The organism is Halopseudomonas nanhaiensis (assembly GCF_020025155.1).
Taxonomy (GTDB): domain Bacteria; phylum Pseudomonadota; class Gammaproteobacteria; order Pseudomonadales; family Pseudomonadaceae; genus Halopseudomonas; species Halopseudomonas nanhaiensis.
In genome coordinates this window covers 21,378-45,476 of the sequence record NZ_CP073751.1, presented here as the reverse complement: position 1 = coordinate 45,476, position 24,099 = coordinate 21,378, and the positions used below count along the sequence as shown (strand labels likewise).

The window sequence follows — 24,099 nt, the reverse complement described above, 5'->3', positions numbered from 1 at the left end:
CACAGGTCGCCGGGCAGCTGGCAGCGGCCTCGCTTTGCGGCTATTGTCTGCCCAGTACACCGTGGAAACCTTTATGGCCAAACCTTTTGTGCCGCTCACGGGGCGTCTGGTGATGCCCTTCGGCATTCTCGCCCTCGCCATGTTCTTCCTTGCTCTGGCATTGTCAGGCTGGCATCAGCGCGAAGACCGCTGGGCCGGGCAACTGGCGGCCCAGGCCGAACTGCAGCGGCTCGCCGTGCTGCAGTCGCAGCAGGCGCTTAAGCGTCAGGCATTGATGGCGGCGGCAACGCTCTCGGAGGATGAAGACACGCTCAGACTGGTTCGCCGGACCGCTGAGCTTGCGCAGCGCGAGGGCCTGGACAGCCCACGGGTCGCCACCATGCGGGCCGCGCTGGAACGCGACCTTAGCGGCTTCTGGAATGCCCTGCAGTCCTCCGGTGCCAATCAGCTGCATCTGCACCTGAACCCCAACGTCGTCAGCCTTCTGCGTATGCACCGCCCGGAGAGCTGGGGAGACAGCCTTGCCGTGAACCGCCCGATGCTTGCCGAGACGCAGCGCACCGGTCAGGCACGCAGCGGGCTGGAAGTCGGCCGTTTCGGCCTGGGCATGAGTGGTGTCGTGCCCATCCGAGCGACCGAAGCGGACGACACACCGGTCGTCGCTACACTGGAAGTCGGCTTCGGCATGCTTCCCGAACTGCGCCAGCTCGACAACGAGCTACGGGCAGGCCTGGCAGTACTGCTGCATCAGCCGACGCTGGCGCAGAATCGCAGCGAGCATAACAGTGACGGCCTGGCTATCAGCGAGGATGGCGCCTGGCTGCTCGACAGCTACTCTCGGGACGAAGCGCTCGAGTGGCTGCAGACGGATCGGCTCGAACTGTCGTCCGAGCGTCCGAGTCACCAGCTGCTTCCTGCCGGCGAACAGCATTACCTGGTATCGCAGTTTCCCATGCACGATCGGGTGCGTGGGGAAACCCCGGCGGTCGCACTGATTCTGATCTGGCGTGATGTCACCGAAAGCCTGGCCGAGCATCAGGCTGACCAGTTGCAGCAGATGGCCAAATGGGTCGGCGCGTTCCTCGCTGCCACGGCCCTGCTGCTTCTGCTGCTCGGGATGACCCGCGCGGCAGCGCGACGGCAGACGCTCGAGCAGACGCGTCACCAGCAACAAGCTCTGAGTGCGCTCAACGACATGGCTGCCGAGCCTTCGTTGGAGCTGCAGACGCGGCTGCGCAATGCGCTGCGCCTGGGGTGCGAGTATCTCGGCCTGAATGTGGGGATCGTCAGCCGCATCGAGGATGACGACTTCCTGATCTTTGCCCAGCAAAGCCCCGAAGGGTCATTGCAGGATGGCGACCGGTTCGACCTCGGCCAGACGTTCTGCAGTCTGGTGATCGAGCAGAAGGACGTGCTGGATCTGACCCGTATCGGCGCGTCGGAATTCCGCCATCATCCCTGCTATCACACGTTCAAGGCCGAGTCCTATATCGGCGCGCCGATCATCGTCGACGGTCAGTATTTCGGTACGCTGAGTTTTTCCAGCACGGACCCGACCCGGGCCGACTTCAATGACATCGACGTCGAATTCATGCGCCTGTGCAGCCGCTGGATCGGGTCGACACTCACACGGGCGCAAGCCGAACAGGATCGCGAAGCGCTGATCGAACGCTTCAGCCGCCTCACTCAGCACCTCCCCGGCATGGTCTACACCTTCCAGCGGGCAGTGGATGGACGCGTGTGGTTTCCCTACGCCAGCGACGGCATCGAGGAGGTCTACGGCATCACCGCGGACCAGGCCGCACGCGATGGCACGCTGGCGATCGAGCGCATCCACCCGGACGATCAGCAGGGTATCGTCGACAGCATCGACCAGTCTGCGCAGTCGCTCAGCGTCTGGCGCGGTGAATACCGCGTGGCGCATCCCCGGCTGGGCGAGATATGGGTCGCCGGCTTCGCCAGTCCACAGCGCCTCGAAGAAGGCGACATCGTCTGGTATGGCTTTATTGGTGATGTGACCGCGCGCAAGCACATCGAGCTGACCCTCGAGCGCGAACGCTGGCGGCTGGCTTCGATCATCGAAGGCACGAATATCGGGACCGGCGAATGGAACATCCAGACCGGTGAGTGCGTGTTCAATGAACGCTGGGCGCAAAGCATCGGGTATCGTCTCCACGAGCTGGAACCGATCACCATCGAAAGCTGGCGGGCCCTGGTCCACCCCGATGATCTGGCGATCCTGCAACAACGGGTGGCGCACCATTTCAACAGCCCGGAGGAATACTTCCAGGCGCGCTACCGGATGCGCCACAAGGACGGACACTGGGTCTGGATGCTCGGTCGCGGACGGGTGGTCAGTCATGACGAGTCGGGTCAGCCACTTCTGATGGCCGGGACCCACGCCGACATCAGTGATGAAGTGCGGCGTACCGAAGAGATCCGTCAGGCACGGGCATCGTTGCGGGCGGTCATCGACGCCTCGACCGAGGTGGCGATCATCACCACAGACCTCGATGGCATTGTCACGCTGTTCAATAGCGGAGCCGAGAAGCTGCTCGGATACCGGCCCGACGAGGTGATCGGCAAGACCACGCCGGAGCGGTTTCATCTGCCGAGCGAAGTCGAACGCCGTGCCGCCGCGCTGGAGCAGGAGCTGGGCGAACGCCTGACCGGCATGGATATCTTCCTCGCCAAGGTCCGCGCCGGTCGACCGGAAACCCTGCCCTGGACCTTCATTCGCAAGGATGGGACGCAGCGACTGGTCAACCTGACGGTAACGCGCATGGCCGATGAACATAATCAGCCGACCGGCTTCCTCGGCATCGCCACCGACATCACCGAGTTGATCCAGGCGACCCGGGCACTGCAGAAGAGCGAATCGCGCTATCGAAGCATGGTCGACAACCTGCCCGGCGCAGTTTATCGCTGCCAGAACGACCCCGACTGGACCATGCAGTATCTCAGCGAAGAAATAGAGACCATTACCGGCTACCCCTCTAGCGACTTCATCGACAACCGCGTGCGCAGCTATTCCAGCATCGTGCATCCTGACGACCTGACGATAACCTACGGCGCACAGGAACAGATCAACCAGCGCGGCAGCTTCGAACTGAGCTATCGGATTGTTCACGCTGCCGGGCACGAGGTGTGGGTGCGGGAAAAGGGCCGTGGTGAATTCGACTCGCAGGGTCGGCTTCTCTGGCTGGGTGGCTTCATCTGGGATGCGACCGAACAGCAGCGCATCGAGCAGATGAAGTCGCAGTTCGTCTCCACCGTCAGCCACGAGCTGCGCACGCCGCTGACCGCCGTGTCGGGCGCGCTGTCGCTGTTGGCCGGCGGTGCGCTAGGGGAGATTCCGGCGCCGATGCAACGGCTGCTCGACATCGCTCAGCGCAACAGTCTGAACCTGAACAACCTGATCAACGACCTGCTCGACATGGACAAGCTGACGCTGGGCAGGATGCATTTCGACATGCGCGTACAGCCTCTGGCACCGCTGATCGAACAGGCGCTGGAGGCCAACCGCAGCTACGCCGCGCCCTATCAGGTCAGCCTGCAGGCGGGCCGCATCGACGCTGTGTCGGTCAATGTCGACGCGCAGCGGCTGGGCCAGGTTCTGGCGAACTATCTGTCGAACGCAGCGAAGTATTCGCACGAGCAGGGCGTAGTGACCGTCGAGGCAGTGATCGAGGGCGAGTCGGTTCGCGTCAGCGTGATCGACCACGGCGAAGGCGTCCCCGCCGCAGCGCAACCGCTGCTGTTCAACAAGTTCATCCAGGCCGACAGCTCAGATACCCGCCGGCGGGGTGGAACCGGGCTCGGGCTGGCGATCAGCCGCGAACTGATTGAGCGCATGGGCGGCCGGGTCGGTTTCCTGTCCACCCCGGGGCAGGGGTCGACCTTCTGGTTTACGCTGCCGATCGAGGCGGTTCAAGTAGGCCTTCCCGATACGCAGGATGATCGGAGCGAACCACAATGAGCGACGTGAAACCGGTCGACACCGCAGACGAGACAGTACGGCTGGAAACGCTGGCGCAATATCGCATTCTCGACACACCGCCCGAGCGCAGCTTCGACGACCTCACCGCGCTCACCCGCGATGCGCTGAATGTACCGGCGGCGCTTATCTCGCTGGTGGCCCGCGACCGGCAATGGTTCAAGAGCAGGGTCGGCATCGACGGCAGCGAAACCACGCGTGACATCTCCTTCTGCGCCCATGCGATCGGTCGAGGCGAGTTGATGGAGGTGCCCGATGCACGCCTTGATCCCCGCTTCGCCGACAACCCTCAGGTGACCGGCGACCCTTACATTCGGTTCTACGCCGGCGTGCCACTGCGTGCATTCAATGGAGCGAAGCTGGGTACGCTGTGCGTGGTCGATTACCAGCCCCGCCAGCTCAGCGCGCACGAGCGCGCCACTCTGGAGCGTTTAGCAGGCCTGGCTGAAGAACTGCTTTCGTTGCGTCTCGCCGGGCTCGCGGCCCGCGAGCGTCAGCAGGCGCTGGAGCAGCAGCGCAGTATGACCGAGCGGCTGCTTGGCTCGGTGGTTGAAGCGGTTGTCGCCTGCGACGCGGAGGGTCAATTGACCCTGTTCAATCAAGCGGCTCGGGATTGGCACGGTACTGACATAGCGCGGCTCGACTCGCTGCAGTGGGCGGATTACTACCAGCTCTTCGAAGCAGACTGCGTTACGCCGCTGCGCCACGAGCGTATCCCTCTGATTCGCGCGCTGCGAGGCGAAATGATCCGCGAAGAGGAAATCTGCATCCAGGCCGTAGGTCAGGCTCCCCGTACAGTGTCCTGCAATGGCGGACCGGTGACCGACGCCGCCGGCCAGCCTGCCGGCGCGGTGGTGGTAATGCATGACCTGTCAGAACGTAAACGCATCGAAACGATGAAGCGCAACTTTCTCGCGGCCATCAGTCACGAGCTGCGCACACCGCTGACCTCCATTGGGGGCGTGATCAATCTGATGCTCGGTGGCGCCACGGGCGCGTTGCCCGAAAGCGCGACAGGCATGTTGAGCATTGCCCAATCCAACGCACGACGGCTGAATCAACTGATCAATGATCTGCTGGATATCGAGAAGCTGGAATCCGGACACATGCGTGTCCTTGCCGAAGCGCAGCCGCTGCTGCCATTGTTGCAGCAGGCCATCGAGGCGAATCTGGGGTATGCCTCGAACTATTCAGTGACCCTCAAACTCGACGCCGAACCGGCGAACCCGCAGGTTGCCATCGACTCAGGACGTCTGCTGCAAGTGATGGACAACTTCCTGTCGAATGCGGCGAAATTTTCCCATCCAGGCGGTACGGTCCGCGTTCTCAGCGAACTGAAGGGCGACTGGGTGCGCGTCAGCGTAATCGACCAGGGCATCGGCATCGTCGAAGCCGAGCACTCGGCCCTGTTTCAGAAGTTCCATCAGGTCGACGGCGCCAGTGACCGGCAACGTGGTGGCACAGGCCTGGGGCTGGCGATCGCCAGGCAACTGGTCGAGCGCATGGAGGGTCGCGTAGGGGTCGATTCGCGGCCTGGCGAGGGCTCGCGGTTCTGGTTCGAACTGCCGATCGTCAACCACCCTGCCGACGCGTCGCCGGGCATGGCATGATGCCGTCAGGTTTGATCTCTCACATGGAGCTGGACATGAGTGACCTGCAGCGGGTGTTGCACATCGAGGACGACCCATCGATCCAGGAAATCGTGCGGATCGCCCTGGAAATCGTCGGCGGATTCAGCGTGAAGTCCTGTGCATCCGGTGTCGAAGGGCTGGAAGCGGCGGAAGCATTCGATCCGCAGTTCATTCTGCTGGATGTGATGATGCCCGGTATGGACGGTCCGCAGACGCTACGCCATCTCCGTGAGATACCCGCACTGGACGCTGTTCCGATCGTTTTCATGACGGCCAAGGTGCAACCCCCGGAGGTAGAGGAATACCAGCGCATGGGCGCTGCTCAGGTGATTACCAAGCCGTTCGATCCGATGACCCTGCCGGATCAGGTACGCACGATATGGAGGCAATGGCATGCAGCCCGCTGATCAATTGCATGCCCAGCTGCAGAAGCTGTCCGACGGGTTTCGGCAGAAACTGAAGGAACAGCTGCCCGTCCTGCTTGAACGGGCGCTGCAGCTGGCTGCGGACAGCGAGCCGGACCGGCATGCACTGCAGCCGATTCGCGATCAGCTGCACAAGCTTGCCGGCTCCGCTGGCACCTTCGGTTTTGCCGAGGTCGGCGTGCAGGCGCGCGAGCTGGAGCAGTTCGCCGACCGCTGTCTGCGTGATGGCTTCACCGAGCAGTGCTGTCAGCATCTGGCCGATGGCATCGCATCACTCGGCCGCCTGCCACTGGACGGGACCATCGAGGAGGCCGTCGACAGTCACCTGGTCGCGGATGACTGTCGCAATCGCTGCATCCAGGTACTGGAGGCCAACGCAGACCTGTCCGCCCGCATGGCGCAGACCCTGGAGAGTTTCGGCTATCGCGTCGAGCGGCACGCCGACGCCGCCTCGCTCGAGTCGGCATTGCGCGCTCGTCGCCCGGATGCCCTGATCATCGACGTCAGCCCAAGCGGCCCGGGTCACCCCTTGCTGGACACCATCACCGCACTGCAGGGTACCTGGGCGCAGCCGATGCCGTTGATAGCCGTCAGCGATGTCGACCAGTTCGAGGTTCAGATCGCTGCGGTACGTGCAGGCGCGCAGGGCTTCTTCACTCGCCCGGTGGATCTGGCAGCGCTGGAGAACCGTCTCGAGCGCTGTTTCGGCTCGCTGCACAACGAGCCGTTCCGTATTCTCGTGGTGGATGACGACACCGAGCTCGCCGCACGTTTCGCCACCGTCCTGAGCGGAGCAGGCATGCGGGTGGAAACCGTTGAGCAACCACAAGACCTGCTCCAGCATATCGAAACCTTCCAACCCGATGTCATCGTCATGGACGTGCATATGCCCGGCTATTCCGGGCCTGAGCTGGCGCAGATGATCCGCCTGCACGACAACTGGCTGCGGGTACCGATCCTGTACCTGTCCGCCGAGACCGATGTCGGGCGCCAGATGGCGGCCCTGCTCAAGGCGGGTGACGATTTCATCACCAAGCCGATCAGCGACAATGCCTTGCTCACCGCCGTGTTCTCCCGGGCCCAGCGCGCCCGTCTGGTCAGCCAGGCGCTGGCCCGCGACAGCCTGACCGGTTTGCTCAAGCACGCCGACATCAAGGAGCAGGTCGAGCTCGAGGTGGAGCGCTCGCGGCGCACGCATCTGCCAGTCACCGTCGCCATGATCGATATCGACCATTTCAAGCTGGTGAATGACCGCCATGGCCATGCGGTGGGTGACAACGTCATTCGCGCGCTGGCCAACCTGTTGCGTCAACGGCTGCGCAAGATCGATCGCCTGGGCCGCTATGGCGGCGAGGAATTCGTTGCGGTGCTGCCGAACTGCAATACCGAGGATGCCAAGGCCATCCTCGACGAGATTCGCAAGACGTTTCAGGCGCTGCAGTTCAGTGGTAGTGAAGGCTCCTTCCAGTGTACGTTCAGTGCTGGCGTGAGCGCCTGTCAGGCGCCCGAGTGGCAAACCGAGGAAGTTCTCGAGCGTGCCGATGCCGGGCTGTATCAGGCCAAGGCCCAGGGGCGCAATCGCATCGTCGCGCCGCAGCAGAAGCAGGGCGTGCCGTAGCGCCGGCCCGGGAACTCGCATTTACTTTGCTGGTGCATGTTGTACCCTGCGCCCCTGTCCTCACTGGCTCGGATCGATCATGAAACTGCTCTCCCTGCTGCTGCGCGAGAATCGCCTGGCGCTGCTCGGCATCGGCGTGCTCAGCCTGCTGAGCGCACTGCTCAGCGTTGGCGTCATCGCCTATATCAACACGCGACTGATCGCCGGCACCACTGACCTGGGCGAAGCCCTGCTCGGGTTTGGCGTGCTGTTGCTTGGCCTGCTGCTGTGCGCCACGGCAGCGCAGGTCGCGCTGCACGGTCTGGGCCACCGGTTTGTCTACCGGATGCGTCGTTCGCTGGTCAAGCGGGTCCTTGATACCGACATCGAGCGGCTGGAGCAGATCGGCGGTGCGCGTATCCTGGCGAGCCTGTCCACCGACATCCGCAATATCACCATCGCCTTCGTCGGCCTGCCTGAAACGCTCTATGGTCTGGCTCTGACCGCCGCTGCCTTTGCCTATCTCGCCTGGCTGTCGCCGCTGCTGTTCGTCACCACGCTCGGCTGGCTGACCGTCACCTTCTTCATCGGCTGGCTGCTGGTCAGCCGCGTGCACCGGCATATCCAGCGCATGCGCCAGGCCGAAGACCGACTCTACGCCAACTATCAGGACGTGATCGACGGGCGCAAGGAACTGGCACTCAACCGCGAACGCGCCCGCCGGCTGTACGAAGAGGAGTTCGACGCCAACGCCAGCGCCTATCGCGACGAGATCATCCGCGCCGATCTGTTCCATGGCCTGTCCGGCAACTGGGCAAACATCATGGTTCTGGGACTGATCGGGCTGGTGTTTTTCCTGGCCGGCGGCCTGGGCTGGGCGACGCCGGAGGTGGCCGCGGTCTACGCGTTGACCATGCTGTTTCTGCGCACGCCAATGGTGTCGGCGGTCGGCACACTGCCGCATCTGATCACCGCACAGGTATCTCTGGCGCAACTGGAAGCACTCGAACTGTTGCCGCACCAACCCCGGTTTCCCGAGCTGAGTCATATCAAGCCGGACTGGCAGGTGCTGCACCTGCAGGGACTCAGCTACCGCTACCCGGCCGAGGAGGGAGAGGGCTTCGACGTCGGCCCCCTGGACCTGTCGCTGCGCCGGGGCGAAGTGGTGTTCGTGATAGGCGGCAACGGCAGTGGCAAGTCGACCTTCGCGCGCCTGCTGACCGGGTTGTTCCGCCCGGCGGGCGGATCGATCCGACTGGATGACACGCTGGTGACGCCAGACAACTGGGTCGCTTACCGCCAGCTTTTCGCCAGCGTGTTCACCGATTTCCATCTGTTCAGCCGGCTGCTTGGCCCTCAGGGCGATGAAGCTGACTCGGCCGAGGTAGACGACTGGCTGAATCGCCTGCATCTGTCGCGCAAGGTGCGCATCGCTGAGGGCCGGCTGCAGGATCTGCGGCTGTCCCAGGGCCAGCGCAAGCGGCTGGCTTTGCTGCTGGGCCTGCTCGAGCACCGAGACATCTTCCTACTCGACGAATGGGCAGCCGATCAGGATCCGCTGTTCCGGCGGTTGTTCTACCGCGAGCTGCTGCCGCTATTCAAGGAGGCCGGCAAAACCGTGGTGGCGATCACCCATGATGACCGTTATTTCGATCAGGCTGACCGCATTCTGCGCATGGACAATGGCCGTCTGACCGAGCTCGACGACGCGCAGCGCGAACAGATGCGACAGGGCAACCTATTGCTTATGTAAATGCGAATGCTTTAGATTAGCCCTTTTCTCCGAGGGATAGTCATGTCATTCCAGTCGAAGTGCCCGTCCAGGCGGGCGGCTGAACCGGTTCGCACTGCTCGTCTCCATCCGTTGACCATCGCCCTCGGCCTGGCTCTGGGCAGTGCCAGTCTGCAGGCCCTCGCGCAGGACCAGGCGCGCGAACTGGAGGCGACGACTGTCTACGCTGAACAGAGCGATCCGCATGGCCCGGATACCGGCTACCAGGCGAACAACACGCTGGTCGGCACCAAGACCGACACCCCCCTGCGCGAAATACCCCGTGCCGTATCGGTGGTGACGCGCCAGCAGATGGAAGACCGCGCCGCCGTGAGCATCAGCGATGCGCTGCGCTATACACCCGGGGTACAGGCCGGTTACTTCGGCGAGGACAACAAGCAGGACTGGTTCATCATCCGTGGCTTCAAGCAGCAGAACTACGGTCTGTTCCAGGACAGCACGCGGGTGTATTCCAGCGGGTTCTACAGCTGGCAGGTCGATCCGTACATGCTCGAGCGGGTGGAGGTTCAGCGCGGCGCCGCCTCGGTCCTGTATGGCCAGACCCCGCCCGGTGGCGTGATCAACCTGGTGAGCAAGCGCCCCAGCGAATCGACCTTCGGCGAGATCGGCCTGCAGTATGGCAGCCACGACCGTCAACAGCTCACCCTCGACATGACCGGGCCGCTGACCGATAACGATCAGGTGCTGTATCGCATCACAGCACTGGCCCGGGATACCGGCACCCAGGTCGACGACGTCGACAACGATCGCCTGTCCATCGCCCCTGCGGTCACCCTGCGCTTTTCCGAGGATACCGAGCTGACGCTGCTGGCCAGCGCTCAGCGGGACACGGGCGACCCGATGCTGCAGTTCCTGCCGTCGGCCGGGACCGTGCTGCCCCATCCGCTTGGCAAGATCGACACCGACACCGCCGTCGGCCTGCCGGACTACGAGACCTTCGAACGCGATCAGTACACGCTGGGCTACGAGTTCACACATCGCTTCAACGATACCTTCAGCGTCCAGCAGAACCTGCGTTACGGCCATATGGACATGAATCTGCGCCAGCTGTTTTTCTTCTTCTGGCAGGATCAACCGGCGGGCGAACTGGTGCGCGGCCTCAGCTACGCCAACGGCGATGCCGACAACCTGTCGGTGGACAATCGTCTGATCGGGAACTGGCAGGGCGAAGGCTGGGAAAACACCCTGCTGGTCGGGGCCGATTACCAGCAGCTGCAGATCGATGACGAGTCACCCAACGGCTGGCCGCTGTATCCGGCCAATCTGAACATCTTCAACCCGACCTACACCCAGGTCCCCTTCGACTTCGAGCTCGAAAGCAAGCGCACCGAAGTCGACCAGATTGGCGGCTACCTGCAGAACCAGCTCAAGCTGAATGACCGCGTCATCCTGCTCGCAGGCGTACGCCGTGACTGGGCCGAGTTCGATTTCGACAACCGGACCACGGGCGACGGGCGCAACATCAAGGACCAGGAAACGACCTGGAATGCCGGCGCGGCGTACCTGTTCGACAACGGCCTGACGCCGTATGTGAGCTATTCCCAGTTCTTTCTCCCGGTCACCGAGGTCGATACCGTCGGCCAGGCTTTCGAGCCGGAATCCGGGCATCAGCGCGAGATTGGCCTGAAGTATCAGCCGCCGGGCATTAACGCCAGCTTCAACGCCGCTCTGTTCGAATTGACCCAGGAGAATGTGCGCAAGTCGGTCGCGGGCGGGCAACAGGTGCAGGTCGGGGAAGTTCGCAGCCGCGGGCTGGAGCTTGAGGCAGTTGGCAATCTGACGCCGAGTCTCAACGTCACGGGAGCGGTAACGCTGCTTGACGCCGAGACGACCCGTACCGGCACTGACTTTGCGGAAAAGGGCAAGACCCCTTCGGAAGTAGCCGACACCATGGCTTCACTATGGGCCCAGTACCGGGTACGCGGCGGCTTGCTCCACGGGCTCGGCCTGGGTGCCGGCGCGCGGTATGTGGGCGAGCGTTACGGGGACAACGTCGAAGGGCTCGAAGTGCCGTCCTACACCGTCTACGATGCCGCCGTCAGCTACGACTGGCAGAACATGCGCCTGCAGCTGAACGCCAACAACCTGGCCGACAAGGAATATGTCACCACCTGCGACTACTATTGCTGGTACGGTAATCGCCGCAACGTCATCGCCAGCGTCAGCTATCGCTGGTAACCGGACCTCCGCGGCCTGACGGCCGCGGGTCTCTCGCCGACCCTCGTCAGCCTGGCGCGGGTGCCTGTCTACGGAGGACGCGTGACCCAGACACTGCAGAATCTGTTTCCAGGTCCGCTGGCCAGGCTTTCCGACACGCTCGCGCTGCCAGGCGACCCGCGGCCGTCGCTCGGCATCAGCGACTACCTGGCGCCGGAACAGCTGGCCGATAATCTGCTGCGGTTTGCCCCGCAGTATGCCCAGGCCGATCGTCGCGCCCTGGTTTCGATCTGGATCAAGTACCATTTTCTCAGACTGGTGCCGGCCGTGGTCGCCGCCAGTGTGATGCATGACTGGCGCCTGCCGGTGCATACGGCATCACTACGGGTGGCAGTCGGCGCTGACGGCCTGCCGGAAGCGTTCATCCTTCCCGACCTGGGCAGCGCCTGGAACCGGCAGCCGCGCAATGGTTTCGAGCGGTTCGAAGAGCTGATGGATGGGCATCTCGATCCGGTCATCCGGACCCTCTGCGGGCAGGTGAAAATCGCGCCGAAAGTCCTCTGGAGCAGCGTCGGGCACTACTACGAGTGGATGCTCGGCGAGCTGGCGCATGCGGGAGCCCCACAGGACCGGATCGCGCAGGCGCGCGAGCTGCTGCAGGCCACCTGTCGTCCCAACGGTTACACCAATCCGTTGTACGACAGCATCCGCTACGTCGAGCGGCCCGATGCAGACGCTCCGCACCGACAACGCAAGCATTGCTGTGTGCGCTATCTGCTGCCGGGCAAGACGCTGTGCGCGACCTGTCCGCACACCGACAATCCGCCGGCCGGGTATCAGCCGGATGCCATTCTGATCCAACAGGCCTGAGGCGGCTCTCACAGCGCGAATGCGGCGCTCAGCTCGCAGGTCAGCTGGTAGGCAGAGACCGCCCGGCAACCGCTGGCATTCTGTCCCGACCAGAGAGGCGAGAAATCGCCTCTACCCTGCTTCTCGGCTGCACTGCGCAGCGGTGCAATACCTGCCGTAGCAAGCGGAAAGGCCGGCGCCGCAGACGACATGGGACCGACCTCGCGCACCACCCGGTTGACGATCCCGCGTGCGGGTCGGCCGCTGAACACATTGGTCAACACCGTATGCTCCGCCCCCGATCCTGCCAGCGCCGCCCGGTGGACCGACGATGTGGTGCACTCCGGGCACAGCAGATACGCCGTGCCCAGCTGCACCGCGCAGGCGCCCAGCGCCAGCGCTGCGCGAATCCCGCGGGTATCGGCAATGCCTCCGGCAGCCACCACGGGCAGACGTACGGCATCGACGACCTGCGGAACCAGCGCCAGCGTGCCCAGTTGCCCGGTCAGGTCCTGCTCGAGAAACATGCCGCGATGACCGCCGGCTTCGAGCCCCTGAGCGATGATCACATCGGCACCATGGGCTTCCAGCCACCGCGCTTCGGCCACGGTGGTCGCCGAGGACAGCACCAGGATGCCCAGCGCCTTGATGCGATCGAGCAGCGTCGCGTCGGGTAGTCCGAAATGAAAACTCACCACGGCAGGGCGGTAACGCTCCAGCAGAGCGAGCGCATCGGCATCGAAGGGTCTGCGTGCAGCCCCCGGCGCGATCGCGTCGGGGGCGATCCCGTACTCGTCGTAGTAGGGGCTCAGCGCCTCGCGCCAGCGTCTGCTGGCAGCAGCATCGGGCTGCGGCGAAGCATGACAGAAGAAATTGGCGCTCCAGGGGCCGGTACTCTGAGCGGCGAGCACGCTCAGCTCCTGCTCCAGTGCCTCCGGGCCCAGCATCGCCGCCGGCAGGGAGCCGAGCGCGCCGGCTCGGCATACTTCCAGAGCCAGGGCGCTGCCCTGCACACCGGCCATCGGCGCCTGTATCAGCGGGATGCGCGTGCCCAGCGGATTGCTACGAGTCATGGGATCTCCTTGACCAGGGCGCCATCGGCGATGCCCCTGGAAACAGTCGGTTTCATTATCCGTCGCTGGTCATCGCCCTGGCCAGCATTGCCCGAGCGACTCGAGACCCGTTGTCCTTGCCCAGCACCTGGCAGATACGCTCCCCGGCGCTCACCAGACGCTGCATGTCCACGCCGGTGTCGATGCCCAACCCGTTCAGCAGGTAGAGCACATCTTCGGTGGCCACATTTCCGGTGGCGCCTCGCGCATAGGGGCAGCCACCCAGCCCTGCGACCGAGCTGTCGAACACCGCGATGCCGTCCAGCAGGGCCGCGTGGATGTTGGCCAGCGCCTGACCGTAGGTATCGTGAAAATGTCCGGCCAGCTGCTCGCGGGGCACACGCTTGCTCACCGCATCGATCAACCGGCGGGTGTCGCCGGCAGTGCCCACCCCGATGGTGTCCCCAAGTGAGACTTCGTAACAGCCCATGCCAATCAGTTCAGCGGCAATCTCAGCGACCCGCGAGGGATCAACAGCACCCTCGTAAGGGCAGCCGAGCACGCAGGAAATGTAACCGCGGACACGCACGCTGTGGCGTGCTGCCGCTGCCATCAGCGGTTCGAAGCGCAGCAGGCTGTCGTCAATCGAGCAGTTGATGTTGCGCTTCGAGAAGGCCTCCGACGCAGCGGCGAACACCGCCACCTCGCGTACACCTGCTCCCAGGGCGGCCTCGAAGCCCTTGAGATTGGGCGTCAGCGCCGCATAGGTCACGCCCGGCCGTTGCTCGATTTGCGCGAACACTTCAGCACTCCCGGCCATTTGCGGTACCCACTTGGGCGATACGAAACTGCCGACTTCGATATAGCCGAGCCCGGCGGCGCTCAGGTCGTTCACCAGCTGCACCTTGTCAGCGACGCTGATGGGCTGTTGCTCGTTCTGCAGACCGTCGCGCGGCCCTACTTCGACGAGTCGCGCTGTCTTGGGTAACTGCATTGCCTTGGGCATCCTCCCGGGTGGTCGCTCGTCAGAAGCCTTCCAGTACGATCTTGCCACGTGCCTGATGGCTCTCGAGCAGCCTGTGCGCCTTGAGCAGGTTGGCCGCGGTGATCGTGCCGAAGTGTTCGCCAAGGGTGGTACGCAGCGCCCCGCTGTCGATCAGCTGCGCCACGCGTTGCAGCAGCTTGCCCTGCGCAGCCATGTCCTGCGTCTGATGCAGGCTGCGGGCGAACATGAACTCCCAGTGCAGCGACAGGCTCTTGGGCTTGAGCTTGATCACGTCCAGGCTGTCGAAATCATCGATCAGCCCGAGCTTGCCCTGCGGCGTCAGGCACTCGACGTACTGCTCGTAATAGTCCTGGGTGTGCGTCAGCGAGGCGATCATGTCGACCGACTCCAGCCCGAGCTCCTTCAGTTGTGGCAGCATCGGCTGGCGATGGTCGATAACGTGATCGGCGCCCAGCTGGCGCACCCATTCGACGCTCTCCGGCCGGCCTGCGGTACCGATTACGGTCAGGTCGGTCAGGCGGTGGGCGAGCTGCACCATGATCGAACCAACACCACCGGCCGCGCCGATGATCAGCAGGCTACGACCCTTGCCGCTGCCCTCGGCCACGCAGAAACGATCGAACAGCAGTTCCCAGGCGGTGATGGCGGTAAGCGGCAGCGCGGCGGCCTCGGCGTCATTCACCGACACCGGCGCATGGCCGACGATGCGCGCGTCGACCACCTGATACTCGGCGTTGCTGCCCGGTCGATCTATGGCGCCGGCGTAGAACACCCGGTCACCCGCCTTGAACCCTTCGACGGCGTCCCCGGCCTGCTCAACCGTGCCGACCGCGTCCCAGCCAAGCACCTGCGGCGCCGCATGGCTTGCCGCCCGGGTGCGGCGGATTTTCGTATCGACCGGGTTGACCGACACCGCCGCGACCCGAACCAGTAGGTCGTGCGGACCCGGCTCGGGGCGCGGCAGGTCGAGGTCGATCAGGGCATCGTCACGGGAGCTGTCGCCGTGCTGGGTATAGCCGATCGCTTTCATTGCATGTCCTCGCCAGATTGAATCGCGGTTAACGGATGCAGCAACCATAGCCGGCGAATGGCGGGTAGGGAAGGCCGACGCCGACTGACGTCTGCGTTAATCGCCTGCACACCCGCCCTGCCGGGACCCGTCAGCCGCTCGGCCAGCCAGCACGGCGACAACGCGGCTCAACTGCGGCGGCCGAGCCCCCACACGAGATAGGCGCCGCCGAGCACGGCGGCGAGCAAGCCTGCCGGCAGCTGATCCGGGAACATCAGCATGCGCCCGAGCCAGTCAGCCAGCAGCATCAGGCCGGCGCCCAGCGCAGCCGCAGCCAGCAACTGCCCCCGCGCGCGGTGAAAGCCCAGCAGTCGGGCCATGTGTGGTGCCATCAGCCCGACGAAGCTCAAGGGTCCAATGACCAGGGTACCCGCGGCGGTGAGCAGCGCGGCCAGCAGCATCAGCAGCAGCCGCGCCCGCGCCAGCGGCACCCCGAGGCTGCGCGGCGGTCCGTCGCCCAGCGGCAGCAGGGTCAACCAGCGTTGCAGCGGCAGACACGCCAACAACAACACACCGGCGCCGATACAGGCGACCAGGGCCAGCGGCATCTCCACGTGGTAGGTGGAGCCGGACAACCAGCCGAGGAGGTTCTGCCCGCGTGGATCATTGAGCGACAGCACCAGCGTCTGCACCGCATCGAACAGGGCACTGATGGCAATCCCGACCAGCAGCAGGCGCTCGGGAGAAAAGTCCTGCCGCCGAGCGAATCCGATGATGATCGTCAGCGTCACCGCTGCGCCCAGACACCCGACCAGCAGACGGATGAGCAGCGGCGCTGTCGGCCACAGAAACACCATCGCCATCAGGCCCAGTGCAGCGCCGGCGCTGATACCCATGATCTCGGGGCTGGCCATCGGATTGCCCGTCAGCCGTTGCAGAAGGGTGCCGGCCACAGCCAGCATCAACCCGGCACCGACCGCTGCCATGGCCCGCGGCAAGCGCCATTCGAGCACCGCCGGATCCAGCGTCAGCGTCCAGCCGTCCGGGCCCTGGCCAAGCAGCAGAGCGAGCGCGGCCAGCCCCAGCAACAGCAGGCCAAGTACAACCGGCGTTCGCGCGGCCGGGCGCGTCGAGCCGAGGCTCATGGCGGGGGTGCGCAGCGTCGGGGCGCCACCCATGCGCAGCCTCGGCAACAGCCACAGCAGCAGCGGAGCGCCCAGCAACGCGGTCACTGCGCCGGTCGGCAGCAGCTCGCTACGCTCGCCGGCCAGCTGTTGCAAACTCAGATCAGCCAGCCAGAGCAGCGCCGCGCCGAGCAGCGGCGTCCAGATCAGACGCTGGGCAAAACTGCGGGCGCCCATCAGACGCACGATCGCCGGTGCGGCGAGACCGATGAAGCCGATCACGCCGACACTGCTGACGACGCAGGCGGTGAGGAACACGGCGATGCCCAGTGCCAGCGCGCGCAGGCGGCCAAGCGACACGCCCAGGCTGCGAGCACCGGTTTCATCCAGCTCCAGCAGCGCCAGCGGGCGCGCCAGCACCATCACGGCGAGCAGCGCCAGCGCCAGGCGTGGCAGCAGGAACAGCACGCCGTCCCAGCTGTGCTGGCTGAGCGACCCTGCGGTCCAGATGAACAGTGCAGTCAGTCCCTGCGGCTGCATCAACATCAGTACGACGTTGAGCGCCCCGAGATACAGGCTGATGACCAGACCGGCGAGGATCAGGCTGAGCGGCGACATTCCGCGGCGGTGCGCCAGCAGCATGACCGCGAGCGTCGCCAACGCCGCGCCGGCAAAGGCGATCCATTCACTGGCTACCAGCAGGGTCGGGGCATAGAGCGTGGTCAGCGCCAGAGCCAGCTGCGCGCCGTTGGCTGCGCCCAGGGTGGAGGGAGAGGCCAGCGGATTGCGCAATACCTGCTGCATGAGCAAGCCGGCGAGCCCGAGTGCAGCGCCGCACAGCCCGCTCATGGCCAGGCGCGGGAGCCAGCTGAAATACACCAGCAGCTGCCGTACATCACTCAGATCGGGACCGACCAGCGCGGTGAACCACAACGCAGGCGGCAAGCGTCCGGCCAGCTGGACCAGCGCCAGCAGCAACGCGACCACCAGCAGCGCCCCGACCCACAGGCCCACCGGGGGCCGACGGAGCATCACTTCATTCATCCAGCGCCTCATCCAGGAGACTGGCAAAACGGCTGGCCGAAACCAGTCCACCGAACTGCCAGGTGGGCGGAAAACGGTAGACCCGTTCAGCGCGCACCAGCGGCAGGTTCTGCCAGAGCGCACTCGATGCCAGACTGCGTTCGGCATTGAGCGGCAACGGCTGCAACAGAATCAGTCCGGCTTCGGCCGGATCTGCCAGCTGTTCGATACCCGTCTGCGCGAATCCCCAGAAATTGTCCGAGCCGGACCAGGCATTGGTCAGCCCGGCGCGCTGCATCACCGCATGAAACAGGCTTTGACGACCGAATACCCGGGCGTGCCGGTCGTCCATCAGACTGGCTACGAACAGCGGCGGGATCGTCTGATCGGCGAGAGCCTCTCGCAGCGCATCCAACTGCGCATCCACCGAGGCAATCAACGCTTCGGCATTTGGCTCCAGAGCAGTCAATGCAGCGATTTCCCGGGTCACCTGCTGGGCATTGGCATAGGGATCGCCGTTCGGGCGGTAGATCGACAGGCTGACGACCGGCGCGATGCGCTCGAGCTTTGGGCGGGCAGCCTCGAACTGGGGGGTGATGAGAATCAGATCCGGGCGCAGTTGAGCCAGCAGCTCGAGGTTGGGTTCGGTACGCAGCCCGAGGTCCTGTACGCCGGCCGGCATCTCGGGTATCGCGACCCAGCGTCGGTAGTTGTCCAGCTCGGCCACAGCCAGGGGTGTCATGCCGAGACCCAGCAGGGTTTCAGCCAGGCCCCAGTCGATCACGGCCACGCGACTGGCGACCAGGGGCTCGGCGCGAGCGACCGTCAGCGAGGCGATCAACAGGCAACCGAGCAGAAAGGCGCGACGCCTCACCCCTGTACCACGGCGATCGACGTCGCCTGCGTAGGATGGGGGATAACGGTCATCGGCAGGCCATAAATGCTATGCAGATGGGCATCGGTCATCAGCTCCTCCGGCGTCCCCTGCATCAGCAAGCGACCGGAATGCAGGGCGACCAGCCAATCGCAGTAGCGCGCAGCCATGTTGATGTCGTGCAACACGACGATGATGCCGAGCCCGAGCTCACGGCTGAGATCATGCACCAGCGCCAGCACCTCAACCTGGTGCGCGATGTCCAGCGCAGAGGTCGGTTCGTCGAGCAGCAGATAGCGGGTGTTCTGCGCCAACAGCATGGCCAGCCAGGCCCGTTGCCGTTCACCGCCGGAAAGACTGTCGACCAGGCGCTCGGCGTACTGCTCGACCTGTGTCAATTGCATGGCTCGCTCGACTCTGGCGTGATCCTCCTCGCCGAAGCGCCCCAGCAGGCCATGCCAGGGGTAGCGTCCGAATCCGACCAGCTCACGTACCGTGAGACTTTCTGCTGCGGGCAGCTGCTGTGGCAGATAAGCGACCTGCCGGGCGAATTCCCGCTCGCCCCATTCTGCCAGCGGCTTGCCGTCCAGCTCGATGCGACCGGCCGCGGGCTCTTGCTGCCGGGCGAGCAGTTTTATCAGGGTCGACTTGCCGGAGCCGTTGTGACCGATCAGACCGATCATCCGGCCTTCCTCAAGCGTCAGGTCGAGGGGATGCAGCAGCGTGCGCGAGGGCACGGCGAAAGTGACGGAATCGAGCTGGAACATGCAGGCTCCGGTCGGCGACTGGCGCACGGCGAGGCTGGGAAATGAGCAGGCGAATCTATCCTAAATAGCAATTGTTATCAATCAGATTGCCCTGACGTCATGTTCGCCTCCAGCCACCCGGCAAGCTGTGCGATGCGCGTCTGCGGCTGTCGGGCGGCGGCCAGCAGAACCAGCTGATTGCCGGTCTCGACGAACCCCCAGGGGGCGACCAGCCGGCCGGAAGCAACGTCGTCTGCTACCAGCAGTTCGGGCGCGATGGCCACGCCGATTCCGGCCAGAGCGGCCTCGAGCAGGTAGTACAGGTGTTCGAAACCCTGCCCCTGGCGCAGGTCGGTGGGCGCCAGTCCGCTGCTGAGCGCCCAGTCCGCCCAGGCGCCGGGACGTGAAGCGGTGTGCAGAAGCGGTTCCCCCCGCAAGGCTTGCGGCGCGCCGGCAGCAAAGCGTTCCGCTCCAGCCAGCCTGGGACTGAGCACCGGCCCAATGCGCTCGTTCAGCAGCGGATAGGCCTGCAGGTCAGCGGGCCAGGGCGGGGCGGCGAACAGCAGCGTGGCGCTGACGCCGGGACGTCTGGGGTCGAGCTCGGCTTCGCTTGCGGAAAGATGCAGATTGAGTTCGGGCAGTTCGCGATTGAGCCGGTCCAGCCGCGGGATGAACCATCGGGCCAGAAGGCTACCAGGACACGCCAGCAGCAATGGAGCGTGCACGTCGGCCTGGCGAATCGACTCGCAGGCCTGGCGCAGATCAGCGAAAGCCTGGTCACAGGCATCGCGCAGGCGGCGACCGGCATCGGTGAGTTTCAGGCCGCGACCCGCCTTCTCGAACAGGGCAACACCCAATTCGCTCTCAAGGCTGCGTAGCTGACGGCTGACCGCACCATGCGTTACGTTCAAGCTATCCGCAGCCAGACTGACACTCTCCAGCCGGGCCGCGGCATCGAAACTTCGCAAGGCGTTGAGCGACGGTAGATCGCGTGGCATATGTCAGTTTTCCTCACAGATTGAGGACATCTTATCGATTTTTTCCTGGCATGGAAGCGCCTAGGGTAGCGACAACGTAGAGGAGACCGTCATGAACCAAACCCCACTGGAATTTGCCGGACCGGATGCCAACGGCTTGTTCGGCCGCTTCGGCGGGCGATTCGTTGCCGAGTCGTTGATGCCGCTGGTGCTGGATCTGGAACAGGCCTTCGACGAAGCGCTGGCCGACCCGCAGTTCATTCGCGAGCTGCGCAGCTTCGAAAACGAATTCGTCGGCCGGCCCAATCCGCTGTACTTTGCCGAGCGCCTCACGGCCAGCCTCGGCGGCGCGCAGATCTTCTTCAAACGCGAAGACCTCAACCATACCGGCGCCCACAAGATCAACAACTGCATCGGCCAGGGCCTGCTGGCCCGGCGCATGGGCAAGACGCGAATCATCGCGGAAACCGGGGCGGGCATGCATGGCGTAGCCGCTGCGACCGTCGCGGCTCGCTTCGGCCTCCCCTGTGTGGTGTACATGGGTGCCACCGACATCGAGCGACAGCGCGACAACGTCGCGCGCATGCGCCTGCTGGGCGCAACCATCGTGCCTGTCACCAACGGCACCGGCACCCTGAAGGACGCCATGAACGAAGCGTTGCGCGACTGGGTGACCAACGTCGACGATACCTTCTACATGATCGGTACCGTGGCCGGGCCGCATCCTTATCCGTTGATGGTGCGCACCTTCCAGTCGGTCATCGGCCGGGAGACCCGCGAGCAGTGCCAGGCCCGCACCGGCAGGCTGCCCGACAGTCTGGTCGCCTGCATTGGCGGGGGCTCGAATGCGATGGGGCTGTTTCATCCTTTCCTGGAGGATCGAAGCGTGCGCCTGATAGGTGTCGAAGCCGCCGGCGAAGGGCTCGACAGCGGTCGGCATGCCGCCAGTCTGCAGGGAGGCGAGCCGGGTGTACTGCATGGCAATCGTACCTACCTGCTGCAGGATGGTGACGGCCAGATCCATGATGCGCACTCGATATCTGCGGGACTCGACTATCCGGGCATCGGGCCCGAACACGCCTGGCTGCACGAATGTGGTCGAGTCGAATACGCGGCCGTCACCGATTCCGAAGCGCTGAACGCCTTTCATCAGTGCTGTCGCCTGGAGGGCATCATTCCTGCGCTGGAGACGGCCCATGCCCTGGCTGAGGCGATGCGACTGGCTCCGCAGCTCCCGTCGGACCATCAGATGATCGTTTGCCTGTCCGGCCGGGGCGACAAGGACATGCCCACCGTATTGAAACTGATGGAGGCGTCGGCATGAACCGTCTGCAGCAGCGTTTCGACCAATTGCGCGCAGAGGGCCGGCCGGCTCTTATCACTTATCTGTGCGCCGGCGATCCGGACCCGGCCACCAGCCTTGCGATGCTGCAGGCGCTCCCGACCGCGGGTGCCGACATCATCGAGCTGGGCATGCCCTTCAGCGACCCCATGGCAGACGGGCCGGTCATTCAGGCAGCGACCCAGCGCGCCCTGCGCGCCGGGCAGACACTGCGGGGGACGCTGGAGATGGTTCGTGCGTTTCGCCGGCAGGACGCCGATACGCCGCTGGTACTTATGGGCTATTACAATCCGATCTTTCGCTACGGCAGCGAGGCGTTTATGGCCGACGCCCGTGACGCCGGTGTCGACGGCTTGCTGATTGTCGATCTGCCGGCCGAGCATGCCGGCGAGCTCGGCCGCGTCGTGCAAGACGATGCATTGGTCCTGCTACCGATGGTCGCGCCCGGCACTGACGGCCGCCGGCTTCCAGGGGTCCTCGGTGGGCGCGGCGGATTCGTCTATTACGTGTCGGTCAACGGCGTCACCGGCGCCGGCGCGGCTGAGGCGCAGGATGTGGCAGAAGGCGTGCGAAGGATCCGGCAGCACAGCGAGCTGCCTGTGTGCATCGGCTTCGGCATCCGTACGCCGGCGCAGGTCCGCGCGGTGGCTTCCCTGGCCGATGGCGTCGTAGTGGGTTCGGCGCTGGTCGATTGCCTGGTCACGCGGGGGTCCGCGGCGGCCCTGGAGCTGACCCGCGAACTCGCCGAGGCGCTGCGTCCGGTCAGCTCTGACGAAGCGCAGCCAGTACCGGCGCGGTATCAGGCCTGACGCCACGCCACAGCTCGAAGGCTTCGGCGGCCTGCTCCACGAGCATCCCGAGGCCATCGATGCATCGTGCCGCACCATGAGCAGCGGCCCAGCGGTTGAACGGTGTCGGCTCGCTGGCATACATCATGTCGTAACAGACGGTGTGGCCGCGGCGAATCAGCTTGGGCGATATAGCCGGGACTTCACCACCCAGGCTGGCCGAGGTGGCGTTGATGATCAGATCCACTGACTCTTCCACCCAGTGCAAGCCGGCTGCACTGACAGGACCCAGATCGTTAAACATCATCGCCAGCTGCTCGGCCTTTTCTACGGTGCGGTTGACGATACACAGCTGGTCAGGGCGCGCAGCCAGCAGCGGCTGAATCACGCCTCGCGAGGCGCCACCTGCGCCAAGCAGCAATATGCGCGACCCGCGCAATTGCACCCCCGAGTTGAAGCGAAGATCCCGCGCCAGGCCGCGGCCGTCGGTGTTGTCACCCAGCAGCGTGCCGTCACCCTGCACTGCGATCGTGTTCACGGCTCCGGCGCGCTCTGCCGCCGCGGTGTGCGCATCCGCCAGGGCCCAGGCCTGCTCCTTGAACGGGACGGTAACGTTGACCCCGCGACCAGCGACAAGGAAGCCGCGAAGGGTACCGGCGAAGTCGTCAAGTGGCGCCAGGAGAGCCTCGTAACTGAGTGCCTGTCCCGTCTGCTCGGCGAACAACCGGTGAATCAGCGGCGATTTGCTGTGCGCGATCGGGTTTCCGATGACTGCGTAACGATCCATCACTGTGCTCCGGCCAGCCAGTCGCGCGCAGGCAGAAATTCGTCTACCAGCCGCGCCTCTTCGCTGCCCGGCTCGGCTTGCCAGTTGTACCCCCAGCGCACCGTCGGCGGCAGTGACATGAGAATCGACTCGGTGCGTCCTCCTGACTGCAGGCCGAACAGGGTGCCGCGGTCATAGACCAGATTGAACTCGACGTAGCGCCCCCGACGATACTCCTGGAACGCCTTCTGCTCTGGGGTGAAGGGGTCGTTCCGACGCCGCTCGATGATGGGCAGGTAGGCGTTCAGGTAGGCATCGCCGATCGCCCGGAGGAAGGCGAAGCTGCGCTCGAAACCCCACTGATTGAGGTCGTCGAAGAACAGGCCGCCGATTCCCCGGGCCTCCTGCCGATGCTTGAGATAGAAATACTCGTCGCACCATGCCTTGAAGCGCGGATAGACGTCCTCGCCAAAGGGTGCACAGGCGTCGCGCGCGACGCGATGCCAGTGCACGCAGTCTTCCTCGCGCGCGTAATACGGGGTCAGATCGAAGCCCCCGCCGAACCACCAGACCGGATCGGCATCATCTCTTTCGGCGATGAAAAAGCGCACATTGGCGTGGGACGTCGGCACGTGGGGGTTGCGCGGATGCATTACCAATGACACGCCCATCGCCTGGAAATGCCGACCGGCCAGCTCGGGACGATGGGCAGTGGCGGAGGGCGGCATTCCATCACCAAATACGTGTGAGAAACCGACGCCACCCTTTTCCAGCAGGCCACCCTCTTCGATGATGCGCGAGCGACCACCACCGCCACCGGCACGCGACCAGTTGTCCTGCTTGAAGCGCGACTGCCCGTCGGCAGCCTCCAGCGCCGCGCAGATGCGATCCTGCAGGTCCATCAGGTAGCTCTTAACCGCCACAACGTCGATGGTTTCGGTCAT

General features: G+C 64.6%; 18 protein-coding genes. 9 read left to right on the top strand and 9 right to left on the bottom strand.

Annotation, left to right across the window (positions count from 1 at the left end; translation table 11 throughout):
* The first annotated feature begins 73 nt into the window (after positions 1-73).
* The 7 genes from KEM63_RS00185 to fhuF all read left to right on the top strand — a co-directional run bounded on the left by KEM63_RS00185 (position 74) and on the right by fhuF (position 12,469).
* Entirely contained in the window at positions 74-3,979 is a 3,906-nt protein-coding gene (locus KEM63_RS00185; RefSeq protein ID WP_223653829.1) for a PAS domain-containing protein, read from the top strand.
* The gene (locus KEM63_RS00180) at positions 3,976-5,607 is read left to right on the top strand and encodes a GAF domain-containing sensor histidine kinase (RefSeq protein WP_223653827.1); all 1,632 of its coding nucleotides are present in this window, start codon (positions 3,976-3,978) and stop codon (positions 5,605-5,607) included. Before KEM63_RS00185 ends, KEM63_RS00180 begins: the two co-directional genes overlap by 4 nt.
* Before the next feature lie 35 nt (positions 5,608-5,642).
* Positions 5,643-6,035 (top strand): response regulator, encoded by a 393-nt coding sequence (locus KEM63_RS00175; RefSeq protein ID WP_223653825.1) that lies wholly within the window; start codon positions 5,643-5,645, stop codon positions 6,033-6,035.
* The gene (locus tag KEM63_RS00170) at positions 6,022-7,671 is read left to right on the top strand and encodes a diguanylate cyclase (protein ID WP_223653823.1); all 1,650 of its coding nucleotides are present in this window, start codon (positions 6,022-6,024) and stop codon (positions 7,669-7,671) included. Before KEM63_RS00175 ends, KEM63_RS00170 begins: the two co-directional genes overlap by 14 nt.
* A 79-nt stretch (positions 7,672-7,750) precedes the next feature.
* A complete protein-coding gene (locus KEM63_RS00165; RefSeq protein WP_267461148.1) occupies positions 7,751-9,403 on the top strand; it encodes a multidrug ABC transporter permease/ATP-binding protein in 1,653 nt (550 codons plus the stop codon).
* Between the two features lie 42 nt (positions 9,404-9,445).
* Positions 9,446-11,620, top strand: coding sequence for a TonB-dependent siderophore receptor (locus KEM63_RS00160; RefSeq protein ID WP_223653819.1), 2,175 nt, complete (start codon positions 9,446-9,448; stop codon positions 11,618-11,620).
* Between the two features lie 81 nt (positions 11,621-11,701).
* Positions 11,702-12,469, top strand: a complete 768-nt coding sequence (gene fhuF, locus KEM63_RS00155; protein WP_223653817.1) for a siderophore-iron reductase FhuF — start codon at positions 11,702-11,704, stop codon at positions 12,467-12,469.
* 8 nt (positions 12,470-12,477) lie between these two features.
* Here the strand turns inward: fhuF and KEM63_RS00150 are convergent, their stop codons facing one another.
* The 7 genes from KEM63_RS00150 to KEM63_RS00120 form a co-directional block, all read right to left on the bottom strand.
* Positions 12,478-13,521: an NAD(P)H-dependent flavin oxidoreductase gene (locus tag KEM63_RS00150; RefSeq protein WP_223653815.1), complete on the bottom strand. Its 1,044-nt coding sequence runs from the start codon at positions 13,519-13,521 to the stop codon at positions 12,478-12,480.
* A gap of 55 nt (positions 13,522-13,576) precedes the next feature.
* On the bottom strand, positions 13,577-14,494 hold the full coding sequence (locus KEM63_RS00145; protein ID WP_223653813.1) for a hydroxymethylglutaryl-CoA lyase: 918 nt from the start codon (positions 14,492-14,494) through the stop codon (positions 13,577-13,579).
* 31 nt (positions 14,495-14,525) lie between these two features.
* A complete protein-coding gene (locus tag KEM63_RS00140; protein WP_223653811.1) occupies positions 14,526-15,536 on the bottom strand; it encodes a zinc-binding alcohol dehydrogenase family protein in 1,011 nt (336 codons plus the stop codon).
* A gap of 167 nt (positions 15,537-15,703) precedes the next feature.
* Complete coding sequence (gene fhuB / locus KEM63_RS00135) at positions 15,704-17,683, bottom strand: Fe(3+)-hydroxamate ABC transporter permease FhuB (protein WP_223653809.1); 1,980 nt, start codon at positions 17,681-17,683, stop codon at positions 15,704-15,706.
* Positions 17,676-18,536 carry an ABC transporter substrate-binding protein gene (locus tag KEM63_RS00130; RefSeq protein WP_223653807.1) on the bottom strand — a complete coding sequence of 287 codons (861 nt, stop codon included), beginning with the start codon at positions 18,534-18,536 and terminating at the stop codon, positions 17,676-17,678. The genes fhuB and KEM63_RS00130 overlap by 8 nt, the downstream gene beginning before the upstream one ends.
* Complete coding sequence (locus KEM63_RS00125; protein WP_223653805.1) at positions 18,533-19,303, bottom strand: ATP-binding cassette domain-containing protein; 771 nt, start codon at positions 19,301-19,303, stop codon at positions 18,533-18,535. The genes KEM63_RS00130 and KEM63_RS00125 overlap by 4 nt, the downstream gene beginning before the upstream one ends.
* A 77-nt stretch (positions 19,304-19,380) precedes the next feature.
* Positions 19,381-20,280 carry a LysR family transcriptional regulator gene (locus KEM63_RS00120; protein ID WP_223653803.1) on the bottom strand — a complete coding sequence of 300 codons (900 nt, stop codon included), beginning with the start codon at positions 20,278-20,280 and terminating at the stop codon, positions 19,381-19,383.
* A gap of 91 nt (positions 20,281-20,371) precedes the next feature.
* On the opposite strand from KEM63_RS00120, the gene trpB reads away from it, so the two are divergent.
* Positions 20,372-21,583: a tryptophan synthase subunit beta gene (gene trpB, locus KEM63_RS00115; RefSeq protein WP_223653801.1), complete on the top strand. Its 1,212-nt coding sequence runs from the start codon at positions 20,372-20,374 to the stop codon at positions 21,581-21,583.
* Positions 21,580-22,410 (top strand): tryptophan synthase subunit alpha, encoded by an 831-nt coding sequence (gene trpA / locus KEM63_RS00110; RefSeq protein ID WP_223653799.1) that lies wholly within the window; start codon positions 21,580-21,582, stop codon positions 22,408-22,410. Before trpB ends, trpA begins: the two co-directional genes overlap by 4 nt.
* Here trpA and aroE read toward each other — a convergent pair.
* Both aroE and hemF read right to left on the bottom strand, forming a co-directional pair.
* Positions 22,364-23,176 (bottom strand): shikimate dehydrogenase, encoded by an 813-nt coding sequence (gene aroE / locus KEM63_RS00105; protein ID WP_223653797.1) that lies wholly within the window; start codon positions 23,174-23,176, stop codon positions 22,364-22,366. The genes trpA and aroE overlap by 47 nt on opposite strands.
* A complete protein-coding gene (gene hemF, locus KEM63_RS00100) occupies positions 23,176-24,099 on the bottom strand; it encodes an oxygen-dependent coproporphyrinogen oxidase (RefSeq protein WP_223655907.1) in 924 nt (307 codons plus the stop codon). The genes aroE and hemF overlap by 1 nt, the downstream gene beginning before the upstream one ends.

What these genes read in the sequence shown, in the direction of transcription:
- KEM63_RS00170 (WP_223653823.1), top strand. Translation starts at nt 6,022, where the DNA reads ATGCAGCCCGCTGATCAATTGCATGCCCAGCTGCAGAAGCTGTCCGAC.
- KEM63_RS00150 (WP_223653815.1), bottom strand. Translation starts at nt 13,521, where the DNA reads ATGACTCGTAGCAATCCGCTGGGCACGCGCATCCCGCTGATACAGGCG.
- KEM63_RS00145 (WP_223653813.1), bottom strand. Translation starts at nt 14,494, where the DNA reads ATGCAGTTACCCAAGACAGCGCGACTCGTCGAAGTAGGGCCGCGCGAC.
- hemF (WP_223655907.1), bottom strand. Translation starts at nt 24,099, where the DNA reads ATGACCGAAACCATCGACGTTGTGGCGGTTAAGAGCTACCTGATGGAC.
- KEM63_RS00140 (WP_223653811.1), bottom strand. Translation starts at nt 15,536, where the DNA reads ATGAAAGCGATCGGCTATACCCAGCACGGCGACAGCTCCCGTGACGAT.
- trpA (WP_223653799.1), top strand. Translation starts at nt 21,580, where the DNA reads ATGAACCGTCTGCAGCAGCGTTTCGACCAATTGCGCGCAGAGGGCCGG.
- KEM63_RS00160 (WP_223653819.1), top strand. Translation starts at nt 9,446, where the DNA reads ATGTCATTCCAGTCGAAGTGCCCGTCCAGGCGGGCGGCTGAACCGGTT.
- KEM63_RS00185 (WP_223653829.1), top strand. Translation starts at nt 74, where the DNA reads ATGGCCAAACCTTTTGTGCCGCTCACGGGGCGTCTGGTGATGCCCTTC.
- fhuB (WP_223653809.1), bottom strand. Translation starts at nt 17,683, where the DNA reads ATGAATGAAGTGATGCTCCGTCGGCCCCCGGTGGGCCTGTGGGTCGGG.
- KEM63_RS00125 (WP_223653805.1), bottom strand. Translation starts at nt 19,303, where the DNA reads ATGTTCCAGCTCGATTCCGTCACTTTCGCCGTGCCCTCGCGCACGCTG.
- aroE (WP_223653797.1), bottom strand. Translation starts at nt 23,176, where the DNA reads ATGGATCGTTACGCAGTCATCGGAAACCCGATCGCGCACAGCAAATCG.
- trpB (WP_223653801.1), top strand. Translation starts at nt 20,372, where the DNA reads ATGAACCAAACCCCACTGGAATTTGCCGGACCGGATGCCAACGGCTTG.
- KEM63_RS00120 (WP_223653803.1), bottom strand. Translation starts at nt 20,280, where the DNA reads ATGCCACGCGATCTACCGTCGCTCAACGCCTTGCGAAGTTTCGATGCC.
- KEM63_RS00165 (WP_267461148.1), top strand. Translation starts at nt 7,751, where the DNA reads ATGAAACTGCTCTCCCTGCTGCTGCGCGAGAATCGCCTGGCGCTGCTC.
- KEM63_RS00180 (WP_223653827.1), top strand. Translation starts at nt 3,976, where the DNA reads ATGAGCGACGTGAAACCGGTCGACACCGCAGACGAGACAGTACGGCTG.
- KEM63_RS00175 (WP_223653825.1), top strand. Translation starts at nt 5,643, where the DNA reads ATGAGTGACCTGCAGCGGGTGTTGCACATCGAGGACGACCCATCGATC.